This is a genomic window from Acidovorax sp. 99 (assembly GCF_003096455.1).
GTDB lineage: Bacteria > Pseudomonadota > Gammaproteobacteria > Burkholderiales > Burkholderiaceae_C > Acidovorax > Acidovorax delafieldii.
The window spans coordinates 1,569,357-1,593,570 of record NZ_QEKU01000001.1 but is presented as its reverse complement, the minus strand read 5'-3'; the positions used below and the strand labels follow the sequence as shown (position 1 = coordinate 1,593,570).

Genomic DNA, 24,214 nt, shown 5'->3' with positions numbered 1-24,214 from the left:
ACGGCGGCCTGACCCAGCCATGTGGCACGACCCGGGCACCTGGATCGCACTGGGCGTCTCTGCCCTGTTCATCGTGGCCGGGGTCGTGATGCACCGCGTGTTCACCCGCATTCTGAAACAGGGCTCCGCTGAGCCCACTGAAACCGACAAGGCAGCCAACCATGAGCAGTGACATCCTCAACAAGATCGTGGCCGTCAAGCACGAAGAAGTGGCCGCCGCCAAGAAGCGCCAGCCGTTCGACGCCATGCGCGCCGATGCGGAGAGCCGCGTGCTCACGCGCGACTTTGAAGGCGCGCTGCGGACCAAGATCGCCAAGGGCCAGGCGGCGGTGATTGCCGAGGTCAAGAAAGCCAGCCCCAGCAAGGGCGTGCTGCGCGCTGACTTCGAGCCCGCTGACATTGCGCAAAGCTATATGGAAGGCGATGGCAAGGTCAGCGCGGCCTGCCTGTCGGTGCTGACCGACCGGCAGTTCTTTCAGGGCCAGCCGGACTACCTGAAGCAGGCACGCGCGAGCACCCTGCTGCCCGTGCTGCGCAAGGACTTCATGGTGGATGCGTACCAGATCTACGAATCCCGCGCCATGGGCGCCGATGCCATCCTGCTGATCGCTGCCTGCCTGGATGACGCCCAGATGGCTGACTTCGAGGCCATTGCCCGCAGCCTGGACATGGCGGTGCTGGTGGAGGTGCATGACCGCGCCGAACTGGAGCGCGCGCTCAAGCTCAAGACCCCGCTGGTGGGCATCAACAACCGCAACCTGCGCACGTTTGAAGTCACGCTGGACACCACCCTGGGCATGCTCAAGGATGTGCCTGCGGACCGTTTGCTGGTCACCGAGTCCGGCATCCTCAAGCCTGCCGATGTGAAGACCATGCGCGACGCGGGTGTGCACGCCTTTCTGGTGGGCGAGGCCTTCATGCGCGCCGACGACCCCGGCCTGGCGCTGGCCAAGCTGTTTGCTTGACAGTGATCGATCACTATGTTTTTGATAGCTGCTGGAGCATATTTAAATAGCGCTACCAGCCCATTTCGCCATGAATCCCTCTGAAATGCCCGCCACGCAACTCCAGACGGCCCAACCCGCCGACTGGCCGGTGGCCCCTGGCTGGCAGCCCTTGGTGGACGCCTTTTTTGCAGGCGCGCGTGGGCAGGCGTTGCTCGCTCACTTGCAGGCGCGGCTGCAGGCGGGAGCAGCGATCTTTCCGCCCCAGCCGTTGCGCGCGCTGGACCTGACGCCACCCGAAGACGTGCGCGTGGTCATCCTGGGGCAGGACCCGTACCACGGCCGGGGCCAGGCCGAGGGTCTGGCATTTTCGGTGGCGCCGGGCGTGCGGCTGCCGCCCTCGCTGCAGAACATCTTCAAGGAAATGCAGCGCGACCTGGGGGTGGCGTTTCCCCCGTTCCCGAACCCCGGCGGTAGCCTGGTCAAGTGGGCAAAGAATGGCGTGCTGCTGCTCAACACCTGCCTCACGGTGGAAGAGGGCCAGGCCGCCAGCCATGCGGGCAAGGGCTGGGAAGAGCTGACCGACACCGTCATCCGCCACGTGGCCGAGGGCCCGCGTCCGGTGGTGTTCATGCTCTGGGGCTCGCACGCACAGGGAAAGCGCGCGTGGATCCCCGCAGACCGGGGGCACCTGGTGCTCACGTCCAACCACCCCTCGCCGTTGTCGGCGCTGCGCCCGCCCGTGCCCTTCATTGGCAACGGGCACTTTGGCAAGGCGCGGGATTTTCGCGCGCAGCACGGTTACTGAGCAGGGTTCGCAACACCGCGCGCGCGCCATGACCGACGCAGACGTGGAGGCGCAAATCTTTGCCTTGCTGGCGCAGCGCAAGCCGCACACGACGATCTGCCCGTCAGAGGTCGCTCGGGCGTTGGTGCCAGAGGGCGGTGACTGGCGCCACTACATGCCTCAAGTCAGGCAGGTGGCGCAGGTTTTGGCACATCAGCACCGCCTGCGCGTCACGCGCGGCGGGGTGCTGGTGGATGCCACGGCGCCCGGCGGCCCGATTCGCCTCGGCCGGCCGATGGATGACCAGCCCAGCGACTAACCCGCGCCAAGGCCTACCACGGCTGCGGTAGCCGTTCCTTGAGCAGTTCCAGAAACGCCTGCGCCGCCACCGGCAGGCTGCGCCCGGCCAGGGTCTGGATCTCGATGTCGCGCAGGTCCATGCCGGGGTCGCTGATGGGCAGGGCCACGATGGCGCCTTCGGCCACCAGGTGGCGCACGGCGATCTCGCTGGCCACGGACAGTCCGCCGCCCAGCTGCACAAAGTTGACCACCGTCTTGGCGTGGTTGCTGATGAGCACGGCTTCGAGCTGCAGGCCCTGGCGGCTGCAGACGATGTCGATCATCTGGCGCACCGTGGTTTCGGCCGGGGGCAGGGCCAGCGGGTACCCGGCCATCTGCGCCAGGGTCACGCTGCCTGTGCTGGCCAGTGGGTGGCCCGGGGGCAGCAGGGCCAGCACCGGCGCGCTCTGGCGGTAGGCCACGTCGATGTCCTTGTGCGGTGCGCGGCTGAAGCACAGGCCGATGTCGGCTGCGCCGCTGCGCACGGCGTCGGGCACCTGGGCCGTGGGCAAGGCGATGACGCTGAACTGCACCCCTGCGTACGTGCGCTGGAACTCCACGCACAGGCGCGGCACCAGCTCGTTCGCGAACGCATCCGATGTGGCCAGGCGCACCTGCCCCGCACGCAGGCCCTGCAGCGCGCCGATCTCGCCCAGCGCGCGCTCGGCGTCCAGCAACGTGCGGCGCGCGTGCACCGCCAGGATCTCGCCCGCCGCTGTCAGCACCATGCCGCGCGGGTGGCGCTCAAAGAGGGGCGTGCCCAGCTGGGCCTCCAGCCCTGCGATCTGGCGGCTCAGTGCCGAGGCGGCCACATGCAGGCGGGCCGAGGCCTCGGTGAGCGATCCACTCTGCGCCACGGCCAGAAAGTAGCGCAGGGTGGTGTCTTGCAGCAGGTGGGGACGCATGGAGGAAGGGGCGGAGAGGGAGGTGTTCAGTATGCGCCGGTTTGCCGTGGTGGCAAAGCAGCTTGCTGAAATGCTGGTGGTCAAGCAAGGCGCAGCTTCCTAAGATGGTTCCATCCTCTGTTGTGTCCGATTTCTTTGCGGGAGTGCTCTGTATGCGTCTACTTTCCTGGGGCCGTGGTGTCTGGGGCCTGGCCGGCCTGCTGGTGCTGGCATCTGCCGCGCAGGCACAAGCCAACTGGCCGGATCGCCCGGTGCGGGTGATCGTGCCCTTCCCCGCCAGCGGCGCGACCGACCTGGTGGCCCGCACCGTCACCCAGCGCGTCGCGGCCGACCTGGGACAGCAACTGGTGGTGGACAACAAGCCCGGCGCTGGCGGCACCCTGGGCACGGCCGAGGCGGCCAAGGCCGCACCCGACGGCTACACCCTGCTGCTGACCACGAGCAGCACACATGCCATCTCGCCCCACCTCATGCCCAAGCTGGCTTATGACCCGCGCAAGGACTTCACGCCGGTGGCCCATGTGGCCGACGCACCCAGCGTGCTGCTGGTCACCAACAGCCTGCCGGTCAAGACCGTGGGCGAGCTGATTGCGTATGCCAAGGCCCATCCCGGCAAGCTCAACTACGCCACCAGCGGCAACGGCACCATCGTGCACCTGAACACGGCCGCCTTCAGCGCCCAGGCGGGAGTGGAGATGACGCACATCCCCTACAAGGGCACGGCCCTGGCTATCCCTGATCTGATCGCCGGGCAGACGCATGTGCTGTTTGACTCGCTGCCCACCGGCATGCCGCACGCCAAGGCCGGCCGCCTGCGCGCCATCGCGGTGACCAGCGAAAAGCGCAGCACCCTGGCGCCCGAGCTGCCCACGCTGGCCGAATCTGGCCTGCCCGGCTATTCGTCGGTGACCTGGTTTGGCGTGTACCTGCCTGCCGGGGCATCCCCCGCGCTGGTGGAGAAGGTGCACAAGGCCTTCGCCAGAGCCGTGCAGGCGCCCGAAGTGGCCGAGAGCCTGGCCAAGCTGGGCGTGGAGCCCGCCGCACCGCGCACGCCCGCGCAGTTTGGTGCCATGGTGCAGGCCGACAGCAACCGCTGGGCGACGGTGATTCGCCAGCACAAAATAACCCTGGAGTGACATCCCCCTGAGGGTTGCCACTCGGTGCGTCCGCCAGAGGCGGCCGCTCTTCGATGCCGTCCAAGCCTACGAAAGTAGGCTTGGAGCCGCGGCTCTCAGCCCCTTCTCTTGAATGGCGTTGCCATTCGGGAAGGGGGACGACGCCCTCGGTGCGGGGCGGCCCTTCCTCGGCGTCCCTCGCTTTGCGCCGCGCCGGTTTCATGCAGCCCGCCCTGTGCGGGGCAACAGAGTCAGAACGCTATGAATACCCCATCCCTCGACTGGTCCCTTCCCTACGCCTCCAACCGCAGTGCGGTCATGGGCCGCAACGTGGTCTCCACTTCGCAGCCGCTGGCCGCGCAGGCGGGCCTGCGCATGCTGCTGGCGGGTGGCAACGCGGTGGACGCCGCCATTGCCGCTGCCATGGCGCTCACGGTGGTGGAGCCCACGGGCTGCGGCCTGGGCAGCGACGGGTTTGCCATCGTGTGGGATGGCAAGGAGCTGCACGGCCTCAATGCCTCGGGCCGCTCGCCTGCGGCATGGACGCCTGAATACTTCGAGAAGCTGGGCGGCATTCCCGAAACGGGCTGGAACGCCGTCACCGTGCCGGGCGCCGTGTCGGCCTGGGTGGCGCTGTCCAAGCGCCTGGGCAAGCTGCCGTTTGCGCAGCTGGCGCAGCCCGCCATCGACTACGCGCGCAATGGCTTTCCGGTGTCGCCCACCATCGCCCGCCTGTGGGCGCTGGGCGCGGCCAAGCTGGGCACGCAACCCGGGTTTGCCGAGTGCTTCATGCCGAATGGTCGGGTGCCTAAGGCAGGTGAAATCTTTCGCAGTGAAGCCCATGCGCGCACGCTGGAGCTGATTGCCGAAACCGAGGGCGAGGCCTTCTACCGGGGCGTGATTGCCGAACGCATTGCCGCCCATGCGCAAGCCAACGGCGGCGCGATGACGATGGCCGACCTGGCCGCACACCAGGCCGACTGGGTGGGCACCATCCAGCAGCGGTTTGGTGACTCGGTCATCCATGAGATCCCGCCCAACGGCCAGGGCATTGCCGCACTGATGGCGCTGGGCATGCTCGACGCACACGGCATTGGCGCGCACCCGGTGGACGATGTGGAGACCGTGCACGCCAGCATCGAGGCCATGAAGCTCGCGTTTGCCGACCTGCACCAGTACAACGCCGACATCGACGCCATGCCGGTGAAGCCGGATGCGCTGCTGCACCCCGACTACCTGCGCAGCCGCGCCGCGCTGATCGACACCACGCGCGCTGGCGACCCTGGCTACGGCGCGCCGCGCCCCGGCGGCACGGTGTATCTGGCGGCGGCCGACGCGTCCGGCATGATGGTCTCGTTCATCCAGTCCAACTACATGGGCTTTGGCTCGGGCGTGGTGGTGCCGGGCACGGGCATCAGCCTGCAGAACCGGGGCCATGGCTTCAACCTGGTCCCGGGCCACGCCAACCAGGTGGCGCCGCGCAAGCGCCCCTCGCACACCATCATCCCGGCCTTTGCCATGCATGTCGACGGCACGCCGCAGATGGCTTTCGGCGTGATGGGCGGCCCCATGCAAAGCCAGGGCCATACCCAGATGGCGCTGCGCGTGCTGCGCTACGGCCAGAACCCACAGGCAGCCGCCGATGCACCCCGTTGGCGCATCACCGGCGGCAAGGGTGTGGCGGTGGAGCCAGGCTTTGACCCCGCCGTGGTCGCCGCGCTGCGCGCGCGCGGGCACGAGGTGACGGTGGAAGAGGGCAACGGCGTGTTCGCCTTTGGCGGCGCCCAGCTGGTGCTACGCAACGGCAACAGCTATATCGCAGGTTCGGACCCGCGCAAGGACGGGCACGCGGTGGCGTTCTGATCCATGCCCAGGTGGCGGGTTTGGTGCTATTGAATGTGTAGCTTTTCAGGCATATTGCACTAGCGCTACCGGCTGTTTTGGCGCTTAACGTGTCTCGCGCACGGTCAGCCAGGCGCTGGCCGCGCCGCTGAGCACGATGGCCGCGATGCCCGCCATGGACCACGCATCGGGCACATGGCGGTACACCAGCCAGCCCGCCAGCATGGCAAACCCGATCTGCGAATACAAAAACGGCGCAATTGTCACCGGCGTGGTGCGTGCATAGGCGTTGAGCAGCAGCATGTGGCCCACCGCGCTCGACAGGCCCATGGTGAACATGCCCGCCCACATCCACGGGTCGCTCACCGACTGCCAGAAGAACGGCACGCCCAGCGACACCAGCGCGGTGGCGATCCAGCTGGTGTAAAGCTGTGTGGTAGCGGGGCTTTCCTGGCCCGCCATCTTGCTGCTCAGCACCTGGTAGCCCGTGCCCGCAGCCAGCATGCACAGCGGCCACAGCAGCGCCCAGGTGAAGGCCTCGCCCCCGGGCCGGATGATGGCGAGCGTGCCCGCCAGCCCGGCCACCACCAGCAGCCAGCGCACCACGCTGACGGGCTGGTGCAGCCACAGAGCCGCCACCACCGTCACGCACAGGGGCACCGTCGCCACAATGGCCGTGAACTCTGCCAGCGGCAGGGCCGTGAGGCTGATGAAGCCGAACAGGCTGGTCATGGCGAACAGCGCGCCCCGCAGGGCCTGGAAGCGGGGTTGTGTGGTGCGCAGCGCCGAGCGCCCCGCGCGCTGCAGCACAAAGGCCGTGGTCAGCAGCGACTGGAACACGTAGCGCATCCACAGCGCCATGACGATGGGCACGCCCACGCTGACCAGCTTGCTCGCGGTGTCCAGCAGCGCAAAGAACGCGCAGGCTGTGACGGCCAGCGCGATGCCTGCCAGCGCCGCACGCCGGCGGGCTGCAGGGCCGGTGGACAACGCAGGGCCGGGCGGGCTCACGGCGTGCTGCGTGCGCGCTCCAGCAGCATCGCGTCGCCATAGCTGAAGAAGCGGTACTGCTGCGCAATCGCGTGCCGGTACAGGCCCATGATGTGGGCATAGCCCGCAAACGCGCTCACCAACATCATCAGCGTGCTCTTGGGCAGGTGAAAGTTGGTGATGAGCACATCCACCACCTGAAACGCAAAGCCCGGCGTGATGAAGATGTTGGTGTCGCCCGAGGCCTGACCGGTCTTGGCCCACGACTCCAGCGTGCGCACGGTGGTGGTGCCCACGGCCACCACGCGGCCGCCGCGCTGGCGGCAGCGCTCCAGCGCGGCCAACGTGGCCAGCGGAATCTCGTACCACTCGCTGTGCATCTGGTGCTCGGCCAGGTTCTCGGTCTTGCAGGGTTGGAAGGTGCCTGCGCCCACGTGCAACGTGACGCTGGCGCGTTCGATGCCGCGTGCGGCCAGGTCGGCCAGCACGCCTTCGTCAAAATGCAGCGCGGCCGTGGGCGCGGCCACGGCGCCGGGGGTGCGGGCAAACACGGTCTGGTAGCGCTGGCTGTCCTCGGCCTCGTCGGGGTCGTGGTCGGTGTTTTGCTGGCGCTCGATGTAGGGCGGCAGCGGCAGGTGGCCGTGGCGGTCCATCAGCTCCCAGGGCGATTCGCCCGCCGGGCCGTGCAGCGCAAAGCGGAACAGCGGGCCGTCCTCGGTGGGCCAGCGGCCCAGCAGCTGGGCGTCAAAGCCACCGGCCTGGCGGCCACCGGCCATGTGCACCACGCTGCCGGGCAGGGGTTTCTTGCTGACCTTCATGTGGGCCACGACTTCGTTGCCCTGGCCACCGGCTTCGGCGGGCAGCACACGCTCAATCAGCAGCTCCAGCTTGCCGCCGCTGGTCTTCTCGCCAAAGATGCGCGCCTTGACCACGCGCGTGTCGTTGAAGACCAGCAAATCGCCTTCGCGCAGCAGGCCGGGCAGCTCGCGAAAGATGCGGTCCACCGGCTGCATGGCGCGGCCATCGAGCAGGCGCGAGGCGCTGCGCTCGGGCGCGGGGTGCTGGGCAATGAGTTCGGGGGGCAGCGAGAAGTCGAAGTCGCTGAGGGTGAACACGCGGGGCGTGGAAGGGCCGCCGGAGGCGAGGGGCGCACTGGTTGCGCCGCTGGAGAGATCAGTCATCGTGCTTGAGGGCCGAACGGGCCCGTGCCAAGGTAAAAATTGCGGAAGGCGCGATTGTCCCACGGGGCTGCAGCCCCTGCAGGCGCGGTGCTAGGGCGAGGTGGTGAATGCCACCGGTGCCGGTACGCTGTGCACCAGCCGTTGCACGTCATCGGCCTGGGCCAGGGTGGTGCCCGGATGCAGCAAGGCGGCAGCGCCTGCGGCCACGCCCCAGCGCAGCGCCTCGGCAGGCGCATCGCCCCGGTCCAGCGCCCAGACCAGTGCCGCCAAAAAGCAGTCCCCAGCGCCCGTGGTGCCGGTCGTAGCGGGCACGTTCAGCGCTGGCGCCTGCCATACCCCCTCCCGCGTGGCCAGCACGGCGCCTTGCTCGCCCACCGACAGGGCCACGGTGTCGGCGGCGCCGCTGCGCACCAGCGACTGGGCGGCAGTGCACCAGTCGGCCGCCTGTTCCAGGGGCTGTTGCAACAGGTCGCGCAGCTCGCGCAGGCTGGGTTTGACCAGCGCCACCCCAGCCTGCAATGCCGCCGCCAGCGGCGGCCCCGAGGTGTCGACGGCCACCCGCACGCCCCGGCCGGATGCGGCGCGCGCCAGCTGGGCGTAGAAGTCGTCCGGCGTGCCAGGCGGCAGGCTGCCGCTGGCAATCAGCCAGCGGGGTGGCGGTGTGTGGGTAGCCAGCGCATCCAGGCAAGCCTGCCACTCGCTGGCCTGCAGCATGGGGCCGGGCAGCACAAACCGAAACTCCTGGCCCGTGCTGGTCTCGACCACCGAAAAGTTCTCGCGCGTGTCGCCCGCAATGCGCTGCAGCCGCGTGGGCACGCCCTCGCCGGCCAGCAACTGCTGCACCTGGGCGCCCGCCGCGCCGCCCGCCAGTGCCCACGCGCTCACGTCCGCGCCCAGGCGGTGCAGCACCCGCGCCACGTTGATGCCGCCGCCCCCCGCAAACCGCCGCACCGGGCCGCAGCGCAGTTTGTGTGTGGGGGCCACGTGGTCGGTGGTGGTCGCCAGGTCCAGGGCGGGGTTGAGTGTCAGGGTGATGATCAGTGCAGGCATGTGCTACCAGACCTTGTCGGAGAAGCCGGACCACAGCTCGTCCAGGTCGGGAAAGCGCCACTTCTCGGGGTCTTCGCGTGCCACGATCTTCTCGTTGCAGTCCGGGGCAGCCAGGTTCACCACCTCGGGCGGAATGCGCAGGTCGGACTTGGTGGAGAAGAACACCTTGACGATGGGAGTGGTGAGCGCGGTGGGCGATTGTTCCGTCACGATCCCGATGCGGCCCGAGGTCAGCCGCACCAGCGAGCCCACGGGGTAGATGCCGATGCTTTTGACAAACGCCTGGAAGATGCGCGCGTCGAAGTGGTCCTTGGTCCACTCGGCCATGCGGCGCAGCGATTCGGCCGGGTCCCAGCCGCGCTTGTAGGGCCGGTCGGAGGTGATGGCGTCGTACACGTCGCAGATGGCGGTCATGCGGGCGATCACGCTGATGCCTTCGCCCGCCAGCTTGTCGGGGTAGCCCGATCCGTCCACCTTTTCGTGGTGGTGCAGGCAGGCGTCCAGCACCGCATCGGGCACGTTGCCACCCTCCTTGAGCATGTGAAAGCCCTCCACCGGGTGGCTGCGCACCACGGTGAACTCCTGGTCGGTGAGCTTGCCGGGCTTGTTGAGCACGGCCAGCGGAATGGCCGCTTTGCCCAGGTCGTGCAGCAGGCCCGCCATGCCGGCCAGCCGCTGCTGGTCTTCCTTGAGCTTGAGCTGCTTGGCCAGCGCCACCATGAGTGCACACACGGCCACCGAGTGCATATAGGTGTAGTCGTCGGCTGTCTTGAGCCGCGCCAGGCTGATGAGCGCGCCGGGGTTGCGGGTGACGGAGTCCGAAATCTCCTCCACCAGGCTTTGGGCGCCCGCAGAATCCACCGCCCGGCCCATGCGGGCCTCGTTGAACATCGACACCACGGCTTCCTTGGACTTCACGCAGATGGCGGCGGCCATCTTGAGTTCGCTGTGCATGTCAGCCGGTTTGCGGTCGCGCTTGGGGGGCGGGGGGGGCGACGGCAGCTTGACCTTGACCGGGGGCAGTTCTTCCAGGCGGCTGAAGTCGGTTTCGATCTGCGCATCCACCTCTTCGCGGGACATCGATGCGGTGCCTGCTGCCACGTCCAGGCCTTTGTCGGTATCGATCCAGATTTCCTGGATGGCGGTGGCCTGGATGCGGGCGAGGTCCTTGGGGTCCTTGAGCAGGAACTTGGCCCGCCAGAAGGGGTGATCCATCCACGAGCCACAAAACTCGTGCAGGTACATGCCCAGGGTGAGGTGTTGGATGTGGATGCGCTTGAGCATGGCAGAAACCCGGGACTCGAAAACACGTCCTGGTCAGGCGTGAGCAATAGTAACCATGGTAGCCTTTTCGGGCTGCCATCTCCGCTCGTTTTCCCTAGCAAATTGCTCTCCATGCCCGCTGCCGCCCCAGCCCCCGCCAAAGCCCCTGCACGCACCGCCGCCCCGGCAGCGCGGGGCCAGGGCGCGGCCTCGGTCGCGCAGAAGGCGTTGCAAAAGCTGGGCCTGCGCCGCGACATTGACCTGGCCCTGCACCTGCCCCTGCGCTACGAGGACGAAACCCGCATCACCCCGTTGGCCAACGCGCGGGACGGGCAGACGGTGCAGATCGAGGCCACGGTCACGGCCTGCGAGGTGCAACTGCGCCCCCGCCGCCAGCTGCTGGTGCAGGTGGAGGACGACACCGGCAGCTGCGAGCTGCGCTTCTTCAGCTTTTACCCGTCGCACCAGAAGACCTTGGCCGTGGGAAACCGGCTGCGCATCCGGGGCGAGGTCAAGGGCGGCTTCTGGGGGCGGCAGATGCTGCACCCCGCGTTTCGCCTGGCCGGGGGGGAGCTGCCCGCCTCGCTCACGCCTGTGTACCCCACCACCGCCGGGCTGCCCCAGCCTTACCTGCGCCGCGCCGTGGTCAGTGCCCTGACCCGGGTGGACTTGTCAGACACGCTGCCGCCGGGGGCTGAGCCGCCCTGGGCACGGTTTCATGGTCAAAATGGCCTCCGCCGCGCGTTCAGCTTGCGCGAGGCGCTCACATTTTTGCACCACCCCACGCCGGACGTGGCGCTGTCGACGCTGGAGGACCACAGCCACCCCGCCTGGCAGCGCCTGAAGGCGGAAGAGCTGCTGGCCCAGCAGCTGTCCCAACAGCAGTCGCGGCGCGAACGCGACATGCTGCGCGCGCCCGTGCTGCGGCCCCGGCCCAGCGCCCAGGGCGCCTTGCCCTTGCACGAACAGCTGATGGCCGTGCTGCCGTTCGACCTGACGGCCGCCCAGCGCCGGGTGGGGGAAGAGATTGCCGCCGATCTGGCCCGCCAGGTGCCCATGCACCGCCTGCTGCAGGGCGATGTGGGATCGGGCAAGACCGTGGTGTCGGCCCTGGCCGCCTGCCTGGCCATGGATGCGGGCTGGCAATGTGCGCTGATGGCACCCACCGAAATCCTGGCCGAGCAGCACTTCGCCAAGATGATCGGCTGGCTGGAGCCGCTGCTGGCGCAGCACGGCCGCAAGGTGGCCTGGCTGGTGGGCGGGCAAAAAAAGAAGGACCGCACCGCCATGCTGGCCCTGGTGGCGAGCGGCGAGGCCGCGCTGGTGGTGGGCACGCACGCCGTGATCCAGGAACAGGTGCAGTTCAAGAACCTGGCGCTGGCCATCATCGACGAGCAGCACCGCTTTGGCGTGGCGCAGCGGCTGGCGCTGCGGCAAAAGCTCGCCGCACACGGCATGGAGCCGCACATGCTGATGATGAGTGCCACACCTATTCCACGCACCTTGGCGATGAGCTACTACGCCGACCTCGATGTGTCGGTGATCGACGAGCTGCCCCCGGGCCGCACCCCCATCGTCACCAAACTGATCGCCGACAGCCGCAAGGACGAAGTGATCGAGCGCATCGGCGCGCAGGTGGAGGCCGGGCGGCAGGTGTACTGGGTGTGCCCGCTGATCGAAGAGAGCGAGGCGCTGGACCTCTCCAACGCCACCGCCACGCATGCCGACCTGAGCGAGGCCCTGCCCGGCGTGATGGTCGGCCTGCTGCACTCGCGCATGCCCACGGCCGAGAAGAAGGCCGTGATGGCGCTTTTCACCAGCGGCCAGATGGGCGTGCTGGTCAGCACCACCGTGATTGAAGTGGGGGTGGATGTGCCCAACGCATCGCTCATGGTCATCGAGCATGCCGAGCGTTTTGGCCTGAGCCAGCTGCACCAGCTGCGCGGCCGGGTGGGGCGGGGCGCGGCGGCGTCGGCCTGCGTGCTGCTGTACGCCACCAACGACAGCGGCCGCGTGGGCGAAACGGCCAAGGAGCGCCTGCGCGCCATGGCCGAGACCAACGACGGCTTCGAGATCGCCCGGCGCGACCTGGAAATCCGCGGCCCCGGAGAGTTTCTGGGCGCGCGCCAGTCGGGCGATGCGCTGCTGCGTTTTGCCGACCTGGCCACAGACACCCACCTGCTGGAATGGGCGCGCGAACTGGCGCCGCAGATGCTGGACCGGTATCCTGACCTGGCCGCCAAACACGTGGCGCGCTGGTTGGGTGGAAAATCGGACTATCTCAAGGCATGACACCATGACCCTCACCGAACTCAAGTACATCGTTGCGGTGGCCCGCGAGAAGCACTTTGGCCATGCGGCCGATGCCTGCTATGTGTCGCAACCCACGCTCTCGGTGGCCATCAAGAAGCTGGAAGAAGAGCTGGACGTGAAGCTGTTCGAGCGCAGCGCGGGCGAGGTCACGGTGACGCCGCTGGGCGAAGACATCGTGCGCCAGGCGCAAAGCGTGCTGGAGCAGGCGGCGGCCATCAAGGAAATCGCCAAGCGCGGCAAGGACCCGCTGGCCGGGCCGCTCACGCTGGGCGTGATCTACACCATCGGCCCCTATCTGCTGCCCGAACTGGTGCGCCAGTCCATCACACGCACCCCGCAGATGCCGCTGATGTTGCAGGAGAACTTCACCGTGAAGCTGCTGGAGATGCTGCGCACGGGCGAGATCGACTGCGCCATCCTGGCCGAGCCCTTCCCCGACACCGGCCTGGCGATGGCGCCTCTATATGACGAGCCCTTCATGGCGGCTGTGCCCAGCACGCACCCGCTGGCATCCAAGAAGTCGGTCACGGCGGCTGAACTCAAGAACGAAACCATGCTGCTGCTGGGCGCAGGCCATTGCTTTCGCGACCATGTGCTGGAGGTGTGCCCCGAGTTCGCGCGTTTTGCGAGCAACGCCGAGGGCATCCGCAAGTCGTTCGAGGGCTCGTCGCTGGAGACCATCAAACACATGGTGGCCGCAGGCATGGGCGTGACGCTGGTGCCCCGCCTGTCGGTGCCCCGCGATGCGCTGCTTACCGTGTCGCGCCGCCGCAAGAGCGACGAGACCTATATCCGCTATCTGCCCATCCGCGAGGAAGACGGCAGCCCGCCGCCCATGCGCCGCGTGGTGCTGGCCTGGCGTCGCAGCTTTACGCGCTATGAGGCCATTGCGGCCCTGCGCAATGCCATTTATGCGTGTGAGCTCCCGGGCGTGACGCGACTGTCCTGACATCGTCAGGACTCTGATTCGCGACGGGGGATCGGCGCTACACTCGCGCCGCCCCTGCGCAGGTCCATCCGGCCTGGGCAGGCGATGCGCCCTCCACGGCACCCTCCGCCCATCGGCGGTCGGTGCCCTTGCCCCCACAAGAGGTTCCTATGAAGACGCTTTGGCTCACCGCCACGCTGGCCGCTGCCCTGACGGCATGCTCCACCCCCGCCACTCCGCCTGCCACCCAGACGTTGAAGAAGCCCGCACTCGACCGCATTGCTGCGGCGCCTGCGGCAGCAACGGCGGCGGACTTCCGCCAGTTCCTGGCGCTGGCCGCGCAGATGCAGCCGCAGTTGCAAACCGCCGTGTCGGCGTATCTGGCCCACAAGCCCCTGGCGGGCGATGACCTGGTCAACATCAGCCGCCTGCTGGGCCTGCACAACCGGTTGCGCAACCAGGCGGCGGTGATCGACGCCACAGCGAAGATGGTGGCCATTCCCACGGTGCGCGCCGACAAGGTGCCGCCGCACGAAGACAAACACATCATTGCGTTTGGTGCCCTGGTAGAGGGCATGGCCAAGGACTTTGGCCTGCAGTACCGCAATGTGGACAACCGCATCTTTGAAGTGAAGCTGCCCGGCAGCGGCCCCGAGGAGTTCGGCATCCTCACGCACGCCGACGTGGTGCCCGTGGTGGCCGACGAATGGGTGCTGGACGACGGCACCCGGCTCGACCCCTTCAAGCTGACCCGCGTGGGCGGCAACCTGTATGGCCGGGGCTCCATCGACGACAAAGGCTCCATCGCCACCGTGCTGTTTGCGATGAAGGCGGTGAAGGACAGCGGCCTGCCGCTGGCGCGCACCATCCGCCTCATGATCGAAACCACCGAAGAAACCGGCGGCGACGCGATGAAGTACTACCGAGCCAAGACCGCGCTGCCCGAGTACAACATCGTGCTCGACAGCAAGTACCCGGCCGTGGTGGCCGAAAAGGGATCGGGCGCACTGCGCGCCTCCTTCCCGCTGTCACCGGCTGCCAACCCGGGCGCTACGGCCATCACCGCCATGGCGGGTGCTGCATCGGCCAACGCTGTGCCCCAGACGGCCACCGCCCGCCTGCAGGGCGGCAACCTGGCCGACGTGGCTGCGCGGCTGAACGCGGCGAAGGGCGCCTTTGTCGCCAAGTACCAGCCGCAAGGCGGCGCATTCAGCATCGACGTGGCGCAGGACGGCGGCGCGGTGGTGGTGAAGGTCACGGGCGCTTCGGCCCACGGATCGCGCCCCGAAGAAGGCGTGAACCCCCTGCCGCGCCTGGCGCTGTTCCTGAAGGAGTCGGGCCTTGCGCTGGCACCCAACGGCTACGCGCAGGCCGTGCGCTACCTGACCGACCTCTACGGCACCGACTACCTGGGGCGCACGATGGGCTTGGCCTACAGCGACGACTTCATGGGCCCGCTCACGATGTCGCCCAACCTCATCCGTGAAAAGGACGGCAAGGTCGATGTGCTGGTGAACGTGCGCATGCCCCGTGGCAGCACGCCTGAGGCGCTCACGCAGGCTACGTCGGCCAAGATCAAGGCCTGGGGCGCCCAGGCCGGTGTGGCGGTGGAAGTGGATCACCAGCAGGGCAACTGGATGGCGCGCGACCCCAAGGGCGCCTGGCTGGCCACGCTGCTCAACACCTTTGGCGACACCACCGGCCTCGAAGCCAAGCCCGTGCCCACGGCCGGCAGCACCACCGCCAAGCTGATGCCTAACGCCATCAACTTCGGCCCTGCCATGCCTGGCAAGAAGTACACGGCCCACAACGCCAAGGAGTTCAAGGAAGTGGTGGACCTGGATGCCGACATACAGATGTTCACCGAGATGCTGGTGCGCATCGGCAACTTGCCGAAGATGCAATAAACCAGCCGACCGGGGGGGGCGCCCGCGCTGGTTTCTTGACCCTGGTCCAAGGCATCGGCCTTGGCTGACACAGGGGCGCTGCGGCTTGCGCTACAGTGTTTGAGGACCCCGCACGGCGCGGGGTGTTTCATGTTTTCCGCACGGAAGGAACCTCCCCCATGGCCAAAGCTCCTGGCAAAGCCGCATCCGGCAAAACCTCTGCCCCCAGCATCAACATCGGCATCAGCGACAAAGACCGCGCTGCCATCGCCCAGGGCCTGTCGCGCCTGCTGGCCGACACCTACACGCTGTACTTGACGACCCACAACTTCCACTGGAACGTGACGGGCCCGATGTTCAACACGCTGCACACCATGTTCATGGCGCAGTACACCGAACTGTGGAACGCGGTGGACCCGATTGCCGAGCGCATCCGCTCGCTGGGCCACGTGGCCCCGGGCTCTTATGCCGAGTTTGGCAAGCTGGCCACCGTGCCTGACGCACCGGCCAAGCCGCCCAAGGCGATGGACATGGTGCGCGTGCTGGTCGAGGGCCACGAGGCCGTGGCCCGCACGGCGCGCAGCCTGTTCCCCCTGGCCGACAAGGCCAGCGACGAGCCCACGGCCGACCTGCTGACGCAGCGCCTCACGGTGCATGAGCAGACGGCGTGGATGCTCCGCTCGCTGCTGGAAGAATAAAAAGGCCAGTTGCACCCGCCTGCGTTGCCCGAAGTCCGGCGTAGCCAGCGCGGGCGCAGGGGGCACCAGGGTGCAAAAGGGCGCCTTGTCCTACATGGCGCAGCACTCCTGCCTGCACATGATGCGGGTTTGGGCCATGTCCTCTCTTTGCTGGGTGGCATGGCGGATCAACCCCCTCTGATGTATGCGAATCCTGTACGTTGAAGACCATCCGGAGCTGCGCGAGACCATTGGCATGCTCATGGAAGGTGAAGGCCGGTCGGTCACGCCCTGCGCCTCTGCCGAGGAGGCGATGGCCCTGGATGCTGGCGACCCCTTTGACGTGCTGGTGACCGATGTCAGCCTGCCCGGCCTCTCGGGCACGGACTTGGCCCGCCAGCTGCTGGCGGATGACCCGCAGCGCTGGGTAGTGCTGTGCTCCGGCTACGAACTGGGCAGCCATCCAACCCAATGGGGCCCGAATGTGCGCGTCTTGCTCAAGCCTTTCGAGCTGGAAGAGCTGGAACAGCTCCTGACTTCCATTCATACCGCGCTGGCTGCAGCCGCCGGTTAAGAGCGGCTCACAAAACTCTTCTGGCGTCGTTGCTGGGTCTTGTCGTACTGCTCGTACTGCCTGCAATACAGCGCTTGGCCAGAACCGCTTCGCTGAGTTTTGTTAGCCGCTCTAAGTCTGGCGGGCGGCCACCGCTCGCGTTTCCTGCCGTCCTCTTTCCTTCTTCCCCCATCGCGCCTCCCTGGACCCTGAGGGTCTGGGGCGTGCGATGGGGCTGCGCCATGTCAACTGCGGGGGCTGCGTGCGGGCGCGTGGCGTGGCAACGTCACCCGAAAGCTCGTCACATCGTTGTGTGACCGGGCCTCGATGGTTCCATGGTGGGCCCGCACGATCTGGTGCGCAATGAACAACCCCAGCCCCAGCCCCTGGTGGCGGCCCGGCTCGCGCTCACCGCCCCGGAACGGGTCAAACAGATGTGGCAGCAGCTCCGGGGGAATGGTGCCGCCGTTGGACACCGTGATGCTCACCTCCTCGGGGCGGGTGCCGTCCACCGCAATGCGCACCGGGTGGTCGGCGCTGCCGTGGTGCAGGGCGTTGCCCACCAGGTTGGTGACCACCTGGCAAAGACGCTCGGCGTCCCAGGTGCCGGCCAGATCCCCGGCGAGCGTGGAGTCGATGGGACGCTCCGGGTGGCTGGTCGCCACCTCATCCAGCGTACGTTGCACCAGCGTTTGCATGTGGGCAGGGCCCAGTTGCAGGGCCAGCCCGCCCGCCTGGCGGATGCGGGTCACGTCCAGCAGGTCTTCGATCATGTGGCCCATGCGCTGGCTCGCGCCCAGCACCCGGTCGGCCATCAGTGCGGCCTTGTCGGGGGGCGGCTGGCGCTTGAGCACCGTGGCGGCAGCGACGATGGACTGCAGGGGGGTGCGCAGGTCGTGGCTCAGCACGGCCATGAACATCTCGTTGATGCGCAACGCCTCGGTGCGCGCGCGCAGCTCGTGCGCCAGCGCCTGCTTGCGCCGGTGCAGTTCAAAGAACACGCTCGCCTTGTTGGTGAGCATGTGCGGGTCGATGGGTTTGTACAGAAAGTCCACCGCACCGCTCTCGTACCCCCGGAACTGCCAGTTCTGCTCGCGCGATCCCGCCGTCATGAAGATGAGCGGAATGTGCCGGGTGCGTTCGCTGCCCCGGATCAGCTCCGCCAGCTCAAAGCCGTTCATCTCGGGCATCTGCACGTCCAGCAAGGCCAGGGCGACATCGTCGTGGGCCAGCAGCAGTTCCAGGGCCTCGGGGCCCGACTGGGCCTTGAGGATGTCCACCCCGTCACGCTGCAGCAGCGCCTCCAGGGCGATGAGGTTTTCCTCGACATCGTCAACGAGCAGGCATTTGGTGCGGTCGGTCTGGGGCATGGGCGGTGGGGAGGGTGGGTGGGGTTCTCAAAAAGGGACGCATGCGCCCGGATCAAAGCTGCTGGCGCTGGTGCAGGTCCGCCAGCAGCCTTGCAATGCCTTCGGGGGGCAGGATGTGGTCAACCGCCAAGGCCGCGATGGCCGCCTGCGGCATGGTGGGCATGCTGGCGCTGGCGGGCTCTTGCACGATGGTGAGGCCGCCCGCCGCCTGAATGGCTTGCAGGCCGTGCACACCGTCTTCGTTGGCACCCGACAGCAGAATGCCCACCAGCCGGGGGCCGTAGTGGTCTGCCGCCGATTCAAACAGCACGTCGATGGAGGGGCGGGAAAAATGCAGGGGAGGGTCCACCGACAGCCCCACATGCGGGCCCTGGGGTCCGGCATCGACCAGCAGGTGGTAGTCCGGTGGCGCAAAACTCACCGATCCTGGCGTGATGGCGTCCTTGTCCTGCGCTTCGCGCATCGGCAGGGCGCAGCGGGGCTGAAAAATCTCCACCAGCAGGCTGCGCCGGTCCCGGGGCAGGTGCAGCACCACCAGCACCGCCGCCTGCAGTGTGGCGGGCAGCGCGGGCAGCAGCTCCAGCAGGGCGTCGATACCGCCCGCAGAGCCGCCCACCACGATGGCGGCGTAGCCCCCGGAGGGCACTGGCCTGGGTGTGCGGTGGACGCTGCTCACAGCCCGGCCTTCTTTCGGTAGATGCGGTCCTGCAGCACGAAGTCGTCGAACGCATCGGTATGCGCAGAAAACCGCAGCGACTCCTTGGAGCCCAGGCCCAGGAACCCCCGGTGGCACAGCGACTCGCGGAACAGCCCCAGGGCGCGGTCCTGCAGGTCGCGCTCGAAGTAGATGAGCACATTGCGGCAGGACACCAGATGGACTTCGGCAAACACGCTGTCGGTGGCCAGGCTGTGGTCGGAGAACACCATGTGCTCGCGCAGCCCCTTGTCGAACACCACACGGCCATAGGCGGCGGCGTAGTAGTCCGACAACGAGCTGCGGGCGCCGGAGCGCGCATGGTTCTCGGTGAAAGCGGCCACCCGCGACACGTCGAACACACCCGACTCGGCGGCGCGCAGCGCATGCGGGTTGATGTCGGTGGCGTAGATCAGCGTGCGGTCCAGCAGGCCTTCTTCCTGCAGCAGGATGGCCAGCGAATAAACCTCTTCTCCCGCGCTGCACCCGGCCACCCAGACCTTGAGCGACGGGTAGGTGCGCAGCAGTGGCACCACCTCCTGGCGCAGCGCCTGGAAGTAGCTGGGGTCGCGGAACATGTCGCTCACCTGCACGGTGAGGTATTCGAGCAGCGCAGGGAACACGGCGGGTTCGTGCAGTACGCGGTCCTGCAGCTGCGACAGCGTCTTGCAGTCAAACTGCACCAGCGCCGACGCCAGCCGCCGCTTGAGCGACGCCTGCGCGTAGCCCCGGAAGTCGTAGTGGTAGCGGTGGTAGATCGCATCGATCAGCAGGCGCTGCTCGATGTCTGCGGTGCGGGCCTTGCGGTGCGGCATGGCGGGGCCTACTTGGGCATCCACACCCGCACCAGGGACAGCAGCTTTTCCACGTCCAGCGGCTTGGCGATGTAGTCATTGGCCCCGGCGGCCAGGCATTTTTCCTGGTCGTCCTTCATGGCCTTGGCGGTCAGCGCAATGATGGGCAGGCGGCGCCACTCGGGGCGGTTGCGGATCTCTCGCATGGCGGTGTAGCCGTCCATCTCCGGCATCATGATGTCCATCAGCACCAGGTCGATGGCGGGCTGGCCGCCGCTGCCGGCGCGCTCCAGCGCCTGCAGTGCCTCCAGGCCGTTGCGCGCAATCTCCACGCGGATGCCGGTGGGCTCCAGGATGCTGGAGAGCGCGAACACGTTGCGCACATCGTCCTCCACCACCAGCACGTTGCGGCCTTCCAGGGCGGTCTCGCGGTTGCGGGCCACCTGCAGCATCTGGCGGTGCTCTGCCGACAGCTCCGACTCCACCTGGTGCAGGAACAGCGTGACTTCATCCAGCAGCCGCTCGGGGGAGCGCGCGTCCTTGATGATGATGGACTTGGAGAACCGGCGCAGTTGCTGCTCCTCGTCGCGCGACAGGGCGCGGCCTGTGTACACGATGACGGGCGGGAAGGAGACGCCGTCCTGCTCCGTCATCTGCTGCAGCAGCTCGTAGCCGCTCAGGTCGGGCAGGTTCAGGTCCATCACCATGCAGTCGAAGGTGGAGCCGCGCAGGTGCGCCAGCGCCTCGGCTGCCGTGCCGGCGCCCACGATCTCCACGTCGTCGTTGGTGAGCAGGTGGCGCACGCTCTCGCGCTGGCGTTCGTCGTCTTCCACCACCAGCACGCGCCGCAGGTTCTGGGTGAACTTGGCTTCGAGCCGCTGCAGGGCATGCACCAGTTCGTCGCGCTTGACGGGCTTGAGGGCGTAGCCCACGGCCCCCCGGCCCAGGGCCTCTTGGGAGTAGTCGGCCACCGAAACCACGTGCACCGGGATGTGGCGCGTGGCCGGGTTGCGCTTGAGCTGGTCGAGCACGCCCAGGCCCGAAAAGTCGGGCAGGTTCACGTCCAGCACGATGGCGCTGGGCAGGCTGTGTACGGCGTAGGCCAGGCCATCCGCTGCGTTGTGGGCCAGGTGGCAGTCAAAGTCCATCTCACCGGCCAGGTCGCTCAGGATCTGCGCAAAGCGCACGTCGTCCTCAATCACCAGAATGCTGCGCGCGCTCGCGCGGCGCGGGGCTACGGGTGCGGTGGGGGCCGCCACGGATGGCAACGCGGGGGCCGAAGGAGCCGGTGCGGCGACCGGTGCCGTCGCGTGGGCTGGCGCAGGCGCCGCCAGCGGCATTGCGGATTCAGCTTCAGGCGACGAAGGCACCAGCTTCTGGGGCAGGACCAGGGTGAAGACGCTGCCCTCGCCCGGCGTGCTGTGCACGTGGATGGACCCACCCAGCAGCTGCGCCAGATCGCGCGAGATCGACAGGCCCAGGCCCGTGCCGCCGTACTTGCGGTGGGTGCTGCCATCGGCCTGGCGGAAGGCTTCGAAAATCAGCTCCTGCTGGTGCGCCGGAATGCCGATACCCGTGTCCTTGACGGCAAACGACAGCGTGTCGTCCGGGTTGCGCGACACATGCAGCGCCACCGAGCCTTTCTCGGTGAACTTGAGCGCGTTGGACAGCAGGTTCTTGAGCACCTGCCCCAGGCGTTGCGGGTCGGTGTCCAGCGTGGCGGGTGCGTCGGGCGCGACAGTGGCAGTGAGTGTCAGGCCCTTTTCTTGCGCCAGCGGGCGCAGCGGGTCGATCAGGGTTTGCAGGGCCTTGGACAGCGTCACCGTTTCCACCGACACGGTGGCCTGGCCAGCCTCGATCTTGGACAGGTCGAGGATGTCGTTGATGAGTGCCAGCAGGTCGTTGCCCGCCGCGTAGATGGTCTGCGCGTACTTCACCTGCTCGGCGCTCAGGTTGCCTGGCTTGTTGTCGGACAGCAGTTTGGCGAGGATCAGGGTGGAGTTGAGCGGTGTGCGCAGCTCGTGGCTCATGTTGGCCAGGAACTCGCTCTTGTACTGGCTGGCCAGCTCCAGTTCGCGCGCCTTGTCCGTCATGGCGCTTTGGGCGCGCAGCAGTTGCTCGCGCTGGTATTCCAGCTGCTGGGTCTGCGCCTCCAGGTGGGCGTTGGTCTGCTCCAGCTCGGTCTGCTGCACCTCCATCTGGGCCTGCGACTCTTGCAGGATGCGGCTTTGCTGCTCCAGCTCCTCGTTGCTCACGCGCAGCTCTTCTTGCTGGGTCTGCAGCTCTTCGGACTGGCGCTGGGTTTCTTCCAGCAAGGCTTCCAGGCGGTTGCGGTCAATCCCAGCGCGGATCGCCACCGCCAGAATGCCCGAGGCGCGTTCCATCAGGGTGCGCTCGGGCTCCGTCAGCGGGCGATGAAAGCCCAGCTCGATCACGGCAAAGACTTCGCCGTTCTCGATGGCGGGTGCCAGCAGCAGTTCGGTCGGTGCGGACTGGCCGGTGCTGGACGACACCATCAGGTGCCCGGCGGGCACATCGCGCACATGCAGCATCTGGCGCGAGCGCGCCACCTGGCCCACCAGGCCCTCGCCGGGCAGCAGGCGCTGCTCCAGCCGCTCGCGGGGCAGGGCGTAGCCCCCAAACAGGGTGAGTGCGCCATTGCAGTCGGCCACGTAGCCCGCACCCACGGCGGCGCGCAGGTACTGCGCCAGGTATTCGAGTGTGAGCTGGCCCAGGTCTTCCAGCCGGTGGTCGCCCTGGATGCGCTGGCTCAGCCCGTTGAGGCCGGCCGCCACCCAGGACTGCTGCGCCTTGAGGCGGTACTCCCGCGCATTGGCGGCGGCCGACAGGCAGATGAGCACCAGCAGCACAAACGAGCCGCCCCAGGAGTAGTAGGTGGACATGGCCGCAGCCTCCACCCATTGTTTGCGGTCGCTCTCCAGCTGCTGGTTCAGCAGCGTGGACAGGTCCGACGCCAGGTCGCGGATGCGGTCCATCAGCACGCGGCCGGCATCATTGCGGGTCACGGCCACGGCGGCTTCCTGGCCCTTGGAGCGGCGCAGTTCAATGGTCTCGCCCAGCTCGCGCAGTTTTTCGTGGCGCAGGTCGTCGATCTGCAGCACCAGGCGCCGCTGCACGGCGCTGTCGTCCGTCAGTTCCTTCAGGCGCGTCATGTTGCGCTCCATGGCGCTCAGCGACAGGTTGTAGGGCTGCAGGTAGGTGTCGTCCCCCGTCAGCAGGTAGCCGCGCTGGCCGGTCTCGGCGTCCTTCAGCGACGACACGAACAGGTTGAGGTGGCGCATGGTCACCGTGGTCTCGTCCATGGCTTCCACCGCTTGCGCGCGCACCTGGGCGGTGCGGAAGTTCACCAGCGCGATGAGCACGGTGGCGAGGGCGGCAATCACAAATCCCACCAGCATTCCGCGGGGGACAGCAAAACGCGTGGCGGCCTGGGAGGTCGATGTATGGGGCATGCGTCGGTGCCCCAAAAGGGCGGGTGCGTTGGGGGAGGACCGGAGACTGTAACGGGTTTTACGCGCCAGTAGGGCGCTGTTACTCGGCCTGCGCGGGCCGCACCAGCAGTTGGCGGCGCTGCTGCTACATTCGGTGCGCCCGTGGGTTGCCACCCGTCGCAGCGCCTTGCTGCCGGGCCTGCTCTTTCTGCATCCGATCGTCCCGCCATGTCGCCGCAATCTGTCCCTGCCCGCAGCCGTTTTTCGCTCTATCTCGACCTGATCCGCTGGGACCGGCCTGCGGGCTGGCTGGTGTGCCTGTGGCCCACGCTGAGTGCGCTGTGGATTGCGGCTGACGGGTTTCCGGGCTGGCATTTGCTGGCGGTGTTTGTGCTGGGCACCATCCTCATGCGCAGCGCGGGCTGCTGTGTGAACGACGTGGCCGACCGCGACTTTGACAAGCACGTCAAGCGCACGGCGCAGCGCCCGGTGACCACCGGTGCGGTGTCGGTGAAGGAGGCGCTGGGCCTGGGCGCGGTGCTGGCGCTGGTGTCTTTTGGCCTGGTGCTCACCACCAACACCGCCGCCATCGCGTGGTCGGTACCCGCCGTGCTGGTGGCCATTGCCTACCCGTTCACCAAGCGCCTCATTTCCATGCCGCAAGCGGTGCTGGGCATTGCGTTCAACTTCGGCATCGTCATCGCGTTTGCCGCTGTGCAGGGCAGCGTGCCCGCGGTGGCGTGGTGGATGTGGCTGGGCAATATGTTCTGGGTGCTGGCTTACGACACCGAATACGCGATGGTGGACCGCGACGACGACCTGAAGATCGGCATCAAGACCTCGGCCATCACCCTGGGGCGGCTGGATGTGGCCGCCATCGTGGTGTTCTATCTGCTTTTCTTGGGAATTTGGGCGGTAGCGCTACAACCATATGCCCTGGGTGCTATTTTTTATGTAGCGCTTGCGGTGGCGTTGGCCCAGGCCGTGTGGCACTTCACGCTCATCCGCACCCGCACCCGCGAGGGCTGCTTCAAGGCGTTCCGCATCAACCACTGGCTGGGCGCCACGGTGTTTGCGGGCATTGCGGGCAGTTACCTCGTGCGCGCAATGCTCACCAATTAATCGCAGAAA

21 protein-coding genes are annotated in these 24,214 nt (G+C 67.6%); 12 read left to right on the top strand and 9 right to left on the bottom strand.

All coding sequences use genetic code 11. The features are described 5' to 3' along the window. The first annotated feature begins 19 nt into the window (after nucleotides 1–19). From C8C95_RS23665 to C8C95_RS07480, 4 genes are all read left to right on the top strand, one after another. Nucleotides 20–172 (top strand): hypothetical protein, encoded by a 153-nt coding sequence (locus C8C95_RS23665; RefSeq protein WP_165836521.1) that lies wholly within the window; start codon nucleotides 20–22, stop codon nucleotides 170–172. Continuing rightward, entirely contained in the window at nucleotides 162–965 is an 804-nt protein-coding gene (gene trpC / locus C8C95_RS07490; protein ID WP_116748148.1) for an indole-3-glycerol phosphate synthase TrpC, read from the top strand. The genes C8C95_RS23665 and trpC overlap by 11 nt, the downstream gene beginning before the upstream one ends. A 70-nt stretch (nucleotides 966–1,035) precedes the next feature. Next, nucleotides 1,036–1,752, top strand: a complete 717-nt coding sequence (locus tag C8C95_RS07485) for a uracil-DNA glycosylase (RefSeq protein ID WP_108497474.1) — start codon at nucleotides 1,036–1,038, stop codon at nucleotides 1,750–1,752. Between the two features lie 28 nt (nucleotides 1,753–1,780). Continuing rightward, nucleotides 1,781–2,050, top strand: a complete 270-nt coding sequence (locus tag C8C95_RS07480; RefSeq protein ID WP_116748147.1) for a DUF3253 domain-containing protein — start codon at nucleotides 1,781–1,783, stop codon at nucleotides 2,048–2,050. 13 nt (nucleotides 2,051–2,063) lie between these two features. Here C8C95_RS07480 and C8C95_RS07475 read toward each other — a convergent pair whose 3' ends face one another. Next, on the bottom strand, nucleotides 2,064–2,975 hold the full coding sequence (locus C8C95_RS07475) for a LysR substrate-binding domain-containing protein (protein WP_116748146.1): 912 nt from the start codon (nucleotides 2,973–2,975) through the stop codon (nucleotides 2,064–2,066). Nucleotides 2,976–3,127: 152 nt separating this feature from the next. On the opposite strand from C8C95_RS07475, the gene C8C95_RS07470 reads away from it, so the two are divergent. Together C8C95_RS07470 and C8C95_RS07465 are read left to right on the top strand one after the other, a co-directional pair. Next, nucleotides 3,128–4,111 (top strand): tripartite tricarboxylate transporter substrate binding protein, encoded by a 984-nt coding sequence (locus C8C95_RS07470; RefSeq protein WP_116748145.1) that lies wholly within the window; start codon nucleotides 3,128–3,130, stop codon nucleotides 4,109–4,111. Between the two features lie 240 nt (nucleotides 4,112–4,351). Continuing rightward, nucleotides 4,352–5,953 carry a gamma-glutamyltransferase family protein gene (locus C8C95_RS07465; protein WP_116748144.1) on the top strand — a complete coding sequence of 534 codons (1,602 nt, stop codon included), beginning with the start codon at nucleotides 4,352–4,354 and terminating at the stop codon, nucleotides 5,951–5,953. A gap of 84 nt (nucleotides 5,954–6,037) precedes the next feature. On the opposite strand, the gene C8C95_RS07460 is transcribed toward C8C95_RS07465, so the two are convergent. The 4 genes from C8C95_RS07460 to C8C95_RS07445 all read right to left on the bottom strand — a co-directional run bounded on the left by C8C95_RS07460 (nucleotide 6,038) and on the right by C8C95_RS07445 (nucleotide 10,437). Then, a complete protein-coding gene (locus tag C8C95_RS07460; protein ID WP_207780583.1) occupies nucleotides 6,038–6,943 on the bottom strand; it encodes a DMT family transporter in 906 nt (301 codons plus the stop codon). Beyond that, on the bottom strand, nucleotides 6,940–8,103 hold the full coding sequence (gene queA / locus C8C95_RS07455) for a tRNA preQ1(34) S-adenosylmethionine ribosyltransferase-isomerase QueA (RefSeq protein ID WP_116748143.1): 1,164 nt from the start codon (nucleotides 8,101–8,103) through the stop codon (nucleotides 6,940–6,942). The genes C8C95_RS07460 and queA overlap by 4 nt, the downstream gene beginning before the upstream one ends. A 90-nt stretch (nucleotides 8,104–8,193) precedes the next feature. After that, a complete protein-coding gene (locus C8C95_RS07450; RefSeq protein WP_108497470.1) occupies nucleotides 8,194–9,153 on the bottom strand; it encodes a 1-phosphofructokinase family hexose kinase in 960 nt (319 codons plus the stop codon). 3 nt (nucleotides 9,154–9,156) lie between these two features. Then, nucleotides 9,157–10,437 (bottom strand): HD-GYP domain-containing protein, encoded by a 1,281-nt coding sequence (locus C8C95_RS07445; RefSeq protein WP_116748142.1) that lies wholly within the window; start codon nucleotides 10,435–10,437, stop codon nucleotides 9,157–9,159. Between the two features lie 111 nt (nucleotides 10,438–10,548). Here C8C95_RS07445 and recG point away from each other — a divergent pair, with 111 nt between their 5' ends. The 5 genes from recG to C8C95_RS07420 all read left to right on the top strand — a co-directional run bounded on the left by recG (nucleotide 10,549) and on the right by C8C95_RS07420 (nucleotide 16,794). Then, nucleotides 10,549–12,708 carry an ATP-dependent DNA helicase RecG gene (gene recG, locus C8C95_RS07440; RefSeq protein ID WP_116748141.1) on the top strand — a complete coding sequence of 720 codons (2,160 nt, stop codon included), beginning with the start codon at nucleotides 10,549–10,551 and terminating at the stop codon, nucleotides 12,706–12,708. Nucleotides 12,709–12,712: 4 nt separating this feature from the next. Continuing rightward, nucleotides 12,713–13,678: a LysR substrate-binding domain-containing protein gene (locus C8C95_RS07435; protein ID WP_116748140.1), complete on the top strand. Its 966-nt coding sequence runs from the start codon at nucleotides 12,713–12,715 to the stop codon at nucleotides 13,676–13,678. Between the two features lie 149 nt (nucleotides 13,679–13,827). Beyond that, nucleotides 13,828–15,564, top strand: coding sequence for a dipeptidase (locus C8C95_RS07430; protein ID WP_116748139.1), 1,737 nt, complete (start codon nucleotides 13,828–13,830; stop codon nucleotides 15,562–15,564). 158 nt (nucleotides 15,565–15,722) lie between these two features. Further along, nucleotides 15,723–16,241, top strand: a complete 519-nt coding sequence (locus C8C95_RS07425; protein WP_015016036.1) for a Dps family protein — start codon at nucleotides 15,723–15,725, stop codon at nucleotides 16,239–16,241. Nucleotides 16,242–16,425: 184 nt separating this feature from the next. Next, nucleotides 16,426–16,794, top strand: coding sequence for a response regulator (locus tag C8C95_RS07420; RefSeq protein ID WP_116748138.1), 369 nt, complete (start codon nucleotides 16,426–16,428; stop codon nucleotides 16,792–16,794). Between the two features lie 224 nt (nucleotides 16,795–17,018). On the opposite strand, the gene C8C95_RS07415 is transcribed toward C8C95_RS07420, so the two are convergent. Genes C8C95_RS07415 through C8C95_RS07400 form a run of 4 tightly spaced genes read right to left on the bottom strand, consistent with a single transcriptional unit; the run spans nucleotide 17,019 to nucleotide 23,104 of the window. Then, a complete protein-coding gene (locus C8C95_RS07415) occupies nucleotides 17,019–18,143 on the bottom strand; it encodes a hybrid sensor histidine kinase/response regulator (protein ID WP_116748137.1) in 1,125 nt (374 codons plus the stop codon). A gap of 52 nt (nucleotides 18,144–18,195) precedes the next feature. Further along, nucleotides 18,196–18,819 carry a chemotaxis protein CheB gene (locus C8C95_RS07410; RefSeq protein WP_116748136.1) on the bottom strand — a complete coding sequence of 208 codons (624 nt, stop codon included), beginning with the start codon at nucleotides 18,817–18,819 and terminating at the stop codon, nucleotides 18,196–18,198. Then, nucleotides 18,816–19,652 carry a CheR family methyltransferase gene (locus tag C8C95_RS07405; RefSeq protein ID WP_116750181.1) on the bottom strand — a complete coding sequence of 279 codons (837 nt, stop codon included), beginning with the start codon at nucleotides 19,650–19,652 and terminating at the stop codon, nucleotides 18,816–18,818. The genes C8C95_RS07410 and C8C95_RS07405 overlap by 4 nt, the downstream gene beginning before the upstream one ends. Nucleotides 19,653–19,660: 8 nt before the next feature. Beyond that, nucleotides 19,661–23,104 carry a response regulator gene (locus tag C8C95_RS07400; protein ID WP_116748135.1) on the bottom strand — a complete coding sequence of 1,148 codons (3,444 nt, stop codon included), beginning with the start codon at nucleotides 23,102–23,104 and terminating at the stop codon, nucleotides 19,661–19,663. Nucleotides 23,105–23,311: 207 nt separating this feature from the next. On the opposite strand from C8C95_RS07400, the gene ubiA reads away from it, so the two are divergent. Next, complete coding sequence (gene ubiA, locus C8C95_RS07395; RefSeq protein ID WP_116748134.1) at nucleotides 23,312–24,205, top strand: 4-hydroxybenzoate octaprenyltransferase; 894 nt, start codon at nucleotides 23,312–23,314, stop codon at nucleotides 24,203–24,205. The last annotated feature ends 9 nt before the right edge of the window (nucleotides 24,206–24,214 follow it).

What these genes read in the sequence shown, in the direction of transcription:
- C8C95_RS07415 (WP_116748137.1), bottom strand. Translation starts at nt 18,143, where the DNA reads ATGCCCCAGACCGACCGCACCAAATGCCTGCTCGTTGACGATGTCGAG.
- C8C95_RS07400 (WP_116748135.1), bottom strand. Translation starts at nt 23,104, where the DNA reads ATGCCCCATACATCGACCTCCCAGGCCGCCACGCGTTTTGCTGTCCCC.
- C8C95_RS07405 (WP_116750181.1), bottom strand. Translation starts at nt 19,652, where the DNA reads ATGCCGCACCGCAAGGCCCGCACCGCAGACATCGAGCAGCGCCTGCTG.
- ubiA (WP_116748134.1), top strand. Translation starts at nt 23,312, where the DNA reads ATGTCGCCGCAATCTGTCCCTGCCCGCAGCCGTTTTTCGCTCTATCTC.
- C8C95_RS07485 (WP_108497474.1), top strand. Translation starts at nt 1,036, where the DNA reads ATGAATCCCTCTGAAATGCCCGCCACGCAACTCCAGACGGCCCAACCC.
- C8C95_RS07475 (WP_116748146.1), bottom strand. Translation starts at nt 2,975, where the DNA reads ATGCGTCCCCACCTGCTGCAAGACACCACCCTGCGCTACTTTCTGGCC.
- C8C95_RS07435 (WP_116748140.1), top strand. Translation starts at nt 12,713, where the DNA reads ATGACCCTCACCGAACTCAAGTACATCGTTGCGGTGGCCCGCGAGAAG.
- C8C95_RS07470 (WP_116748145.1), top strand. Translation starts at nt 3,128, where the DNA reads ATGCGTCTACTTTCCTGGGGCCGTGGTGTCTGGGGCCTGGCCGGCCTG.
- trpC (WP_116748148.1), top strand. Translation starts at nt 162, where the DNA reads ATGAGCAGTGACATCCTCAACAAGATCGTGGCCGTCAAGCACGAAGAA.
- C8C95_RS07425 (WP_015016036.1), top strand. Translation starts at nt 15,723, where the DNA reads ATGGCCAAAGCTCCTGGCAAAGCCGCATCCGGCAAAACCTCTGCCCCC.
- C8C95_RS07480 (WP_116748147.1), top strand. Translation starts at nt 1,781, where the DNA reads ATGACCGACGCAGACGTGGAGGCGCAAATCTTTGCCTTGCTGGCGCAG.
- C8C95_RS07465 (WP_116748144.1), top strand. Translation starts at nt 4,352, where the DNA reads ATGAATACCCCATCCCTCGACTGGTCCCTTCCCTACGCCTCCAACCGC.
- C8C95_RS07430 (WP_116748139.1), top strand. Translation starts at nt 13,828, where the DNA reads ATGAAGACGCTTTGGCTCACCGCCACGCTGGCCGCTGCCCTGACGGCA.
- C8C95_RS23665 (WP_165836521.1), top strand. Translation starts at nt 20, where the DNA reads ATGTGGCACGACCCGGGCACCTGGATCGCACTGGGCGTCTCTGCCCTG.
- queA (WP_116748143.1), bottom strand. Translation starts at nt 8,103, where the DNA reads ATGACTGATCTCTCCAGCGGCGCAACCAGTGCGCCCCTCGCCTCCGGC.
- recG (WP_116748141.1), top strand. Translation starts at nt 10,549, where the DNA reads ATGCCCGCTGCCGCCCCAGCCCCCGCCAAAGCCCCTGCACGCACCGCC.
- C8C95_RS07450 (WP_108497470.1), bottom strand. Translation starts at nt 9,153, where the DNA reads ATGCCTGCACTGATCATCACCCTGACACTCAACCCCGCCCTGGACCTG.
- C8C95_RS07420 (WP_116748138.1), top strand. Translation starts at nt 16,426, where the DNA reads ATGCGAATCCTGTACGTTGAAGACCATCCGGAGCTGCGCGAGACCATT.
- C8C95_RS07445 (WP_116748142.1), bottom strand. Translation starts at nt 10,437, where the DNA reads ATGCTCAAGCGCATCCACATCCAACACCTCACCCTGGGCATGTACCTG.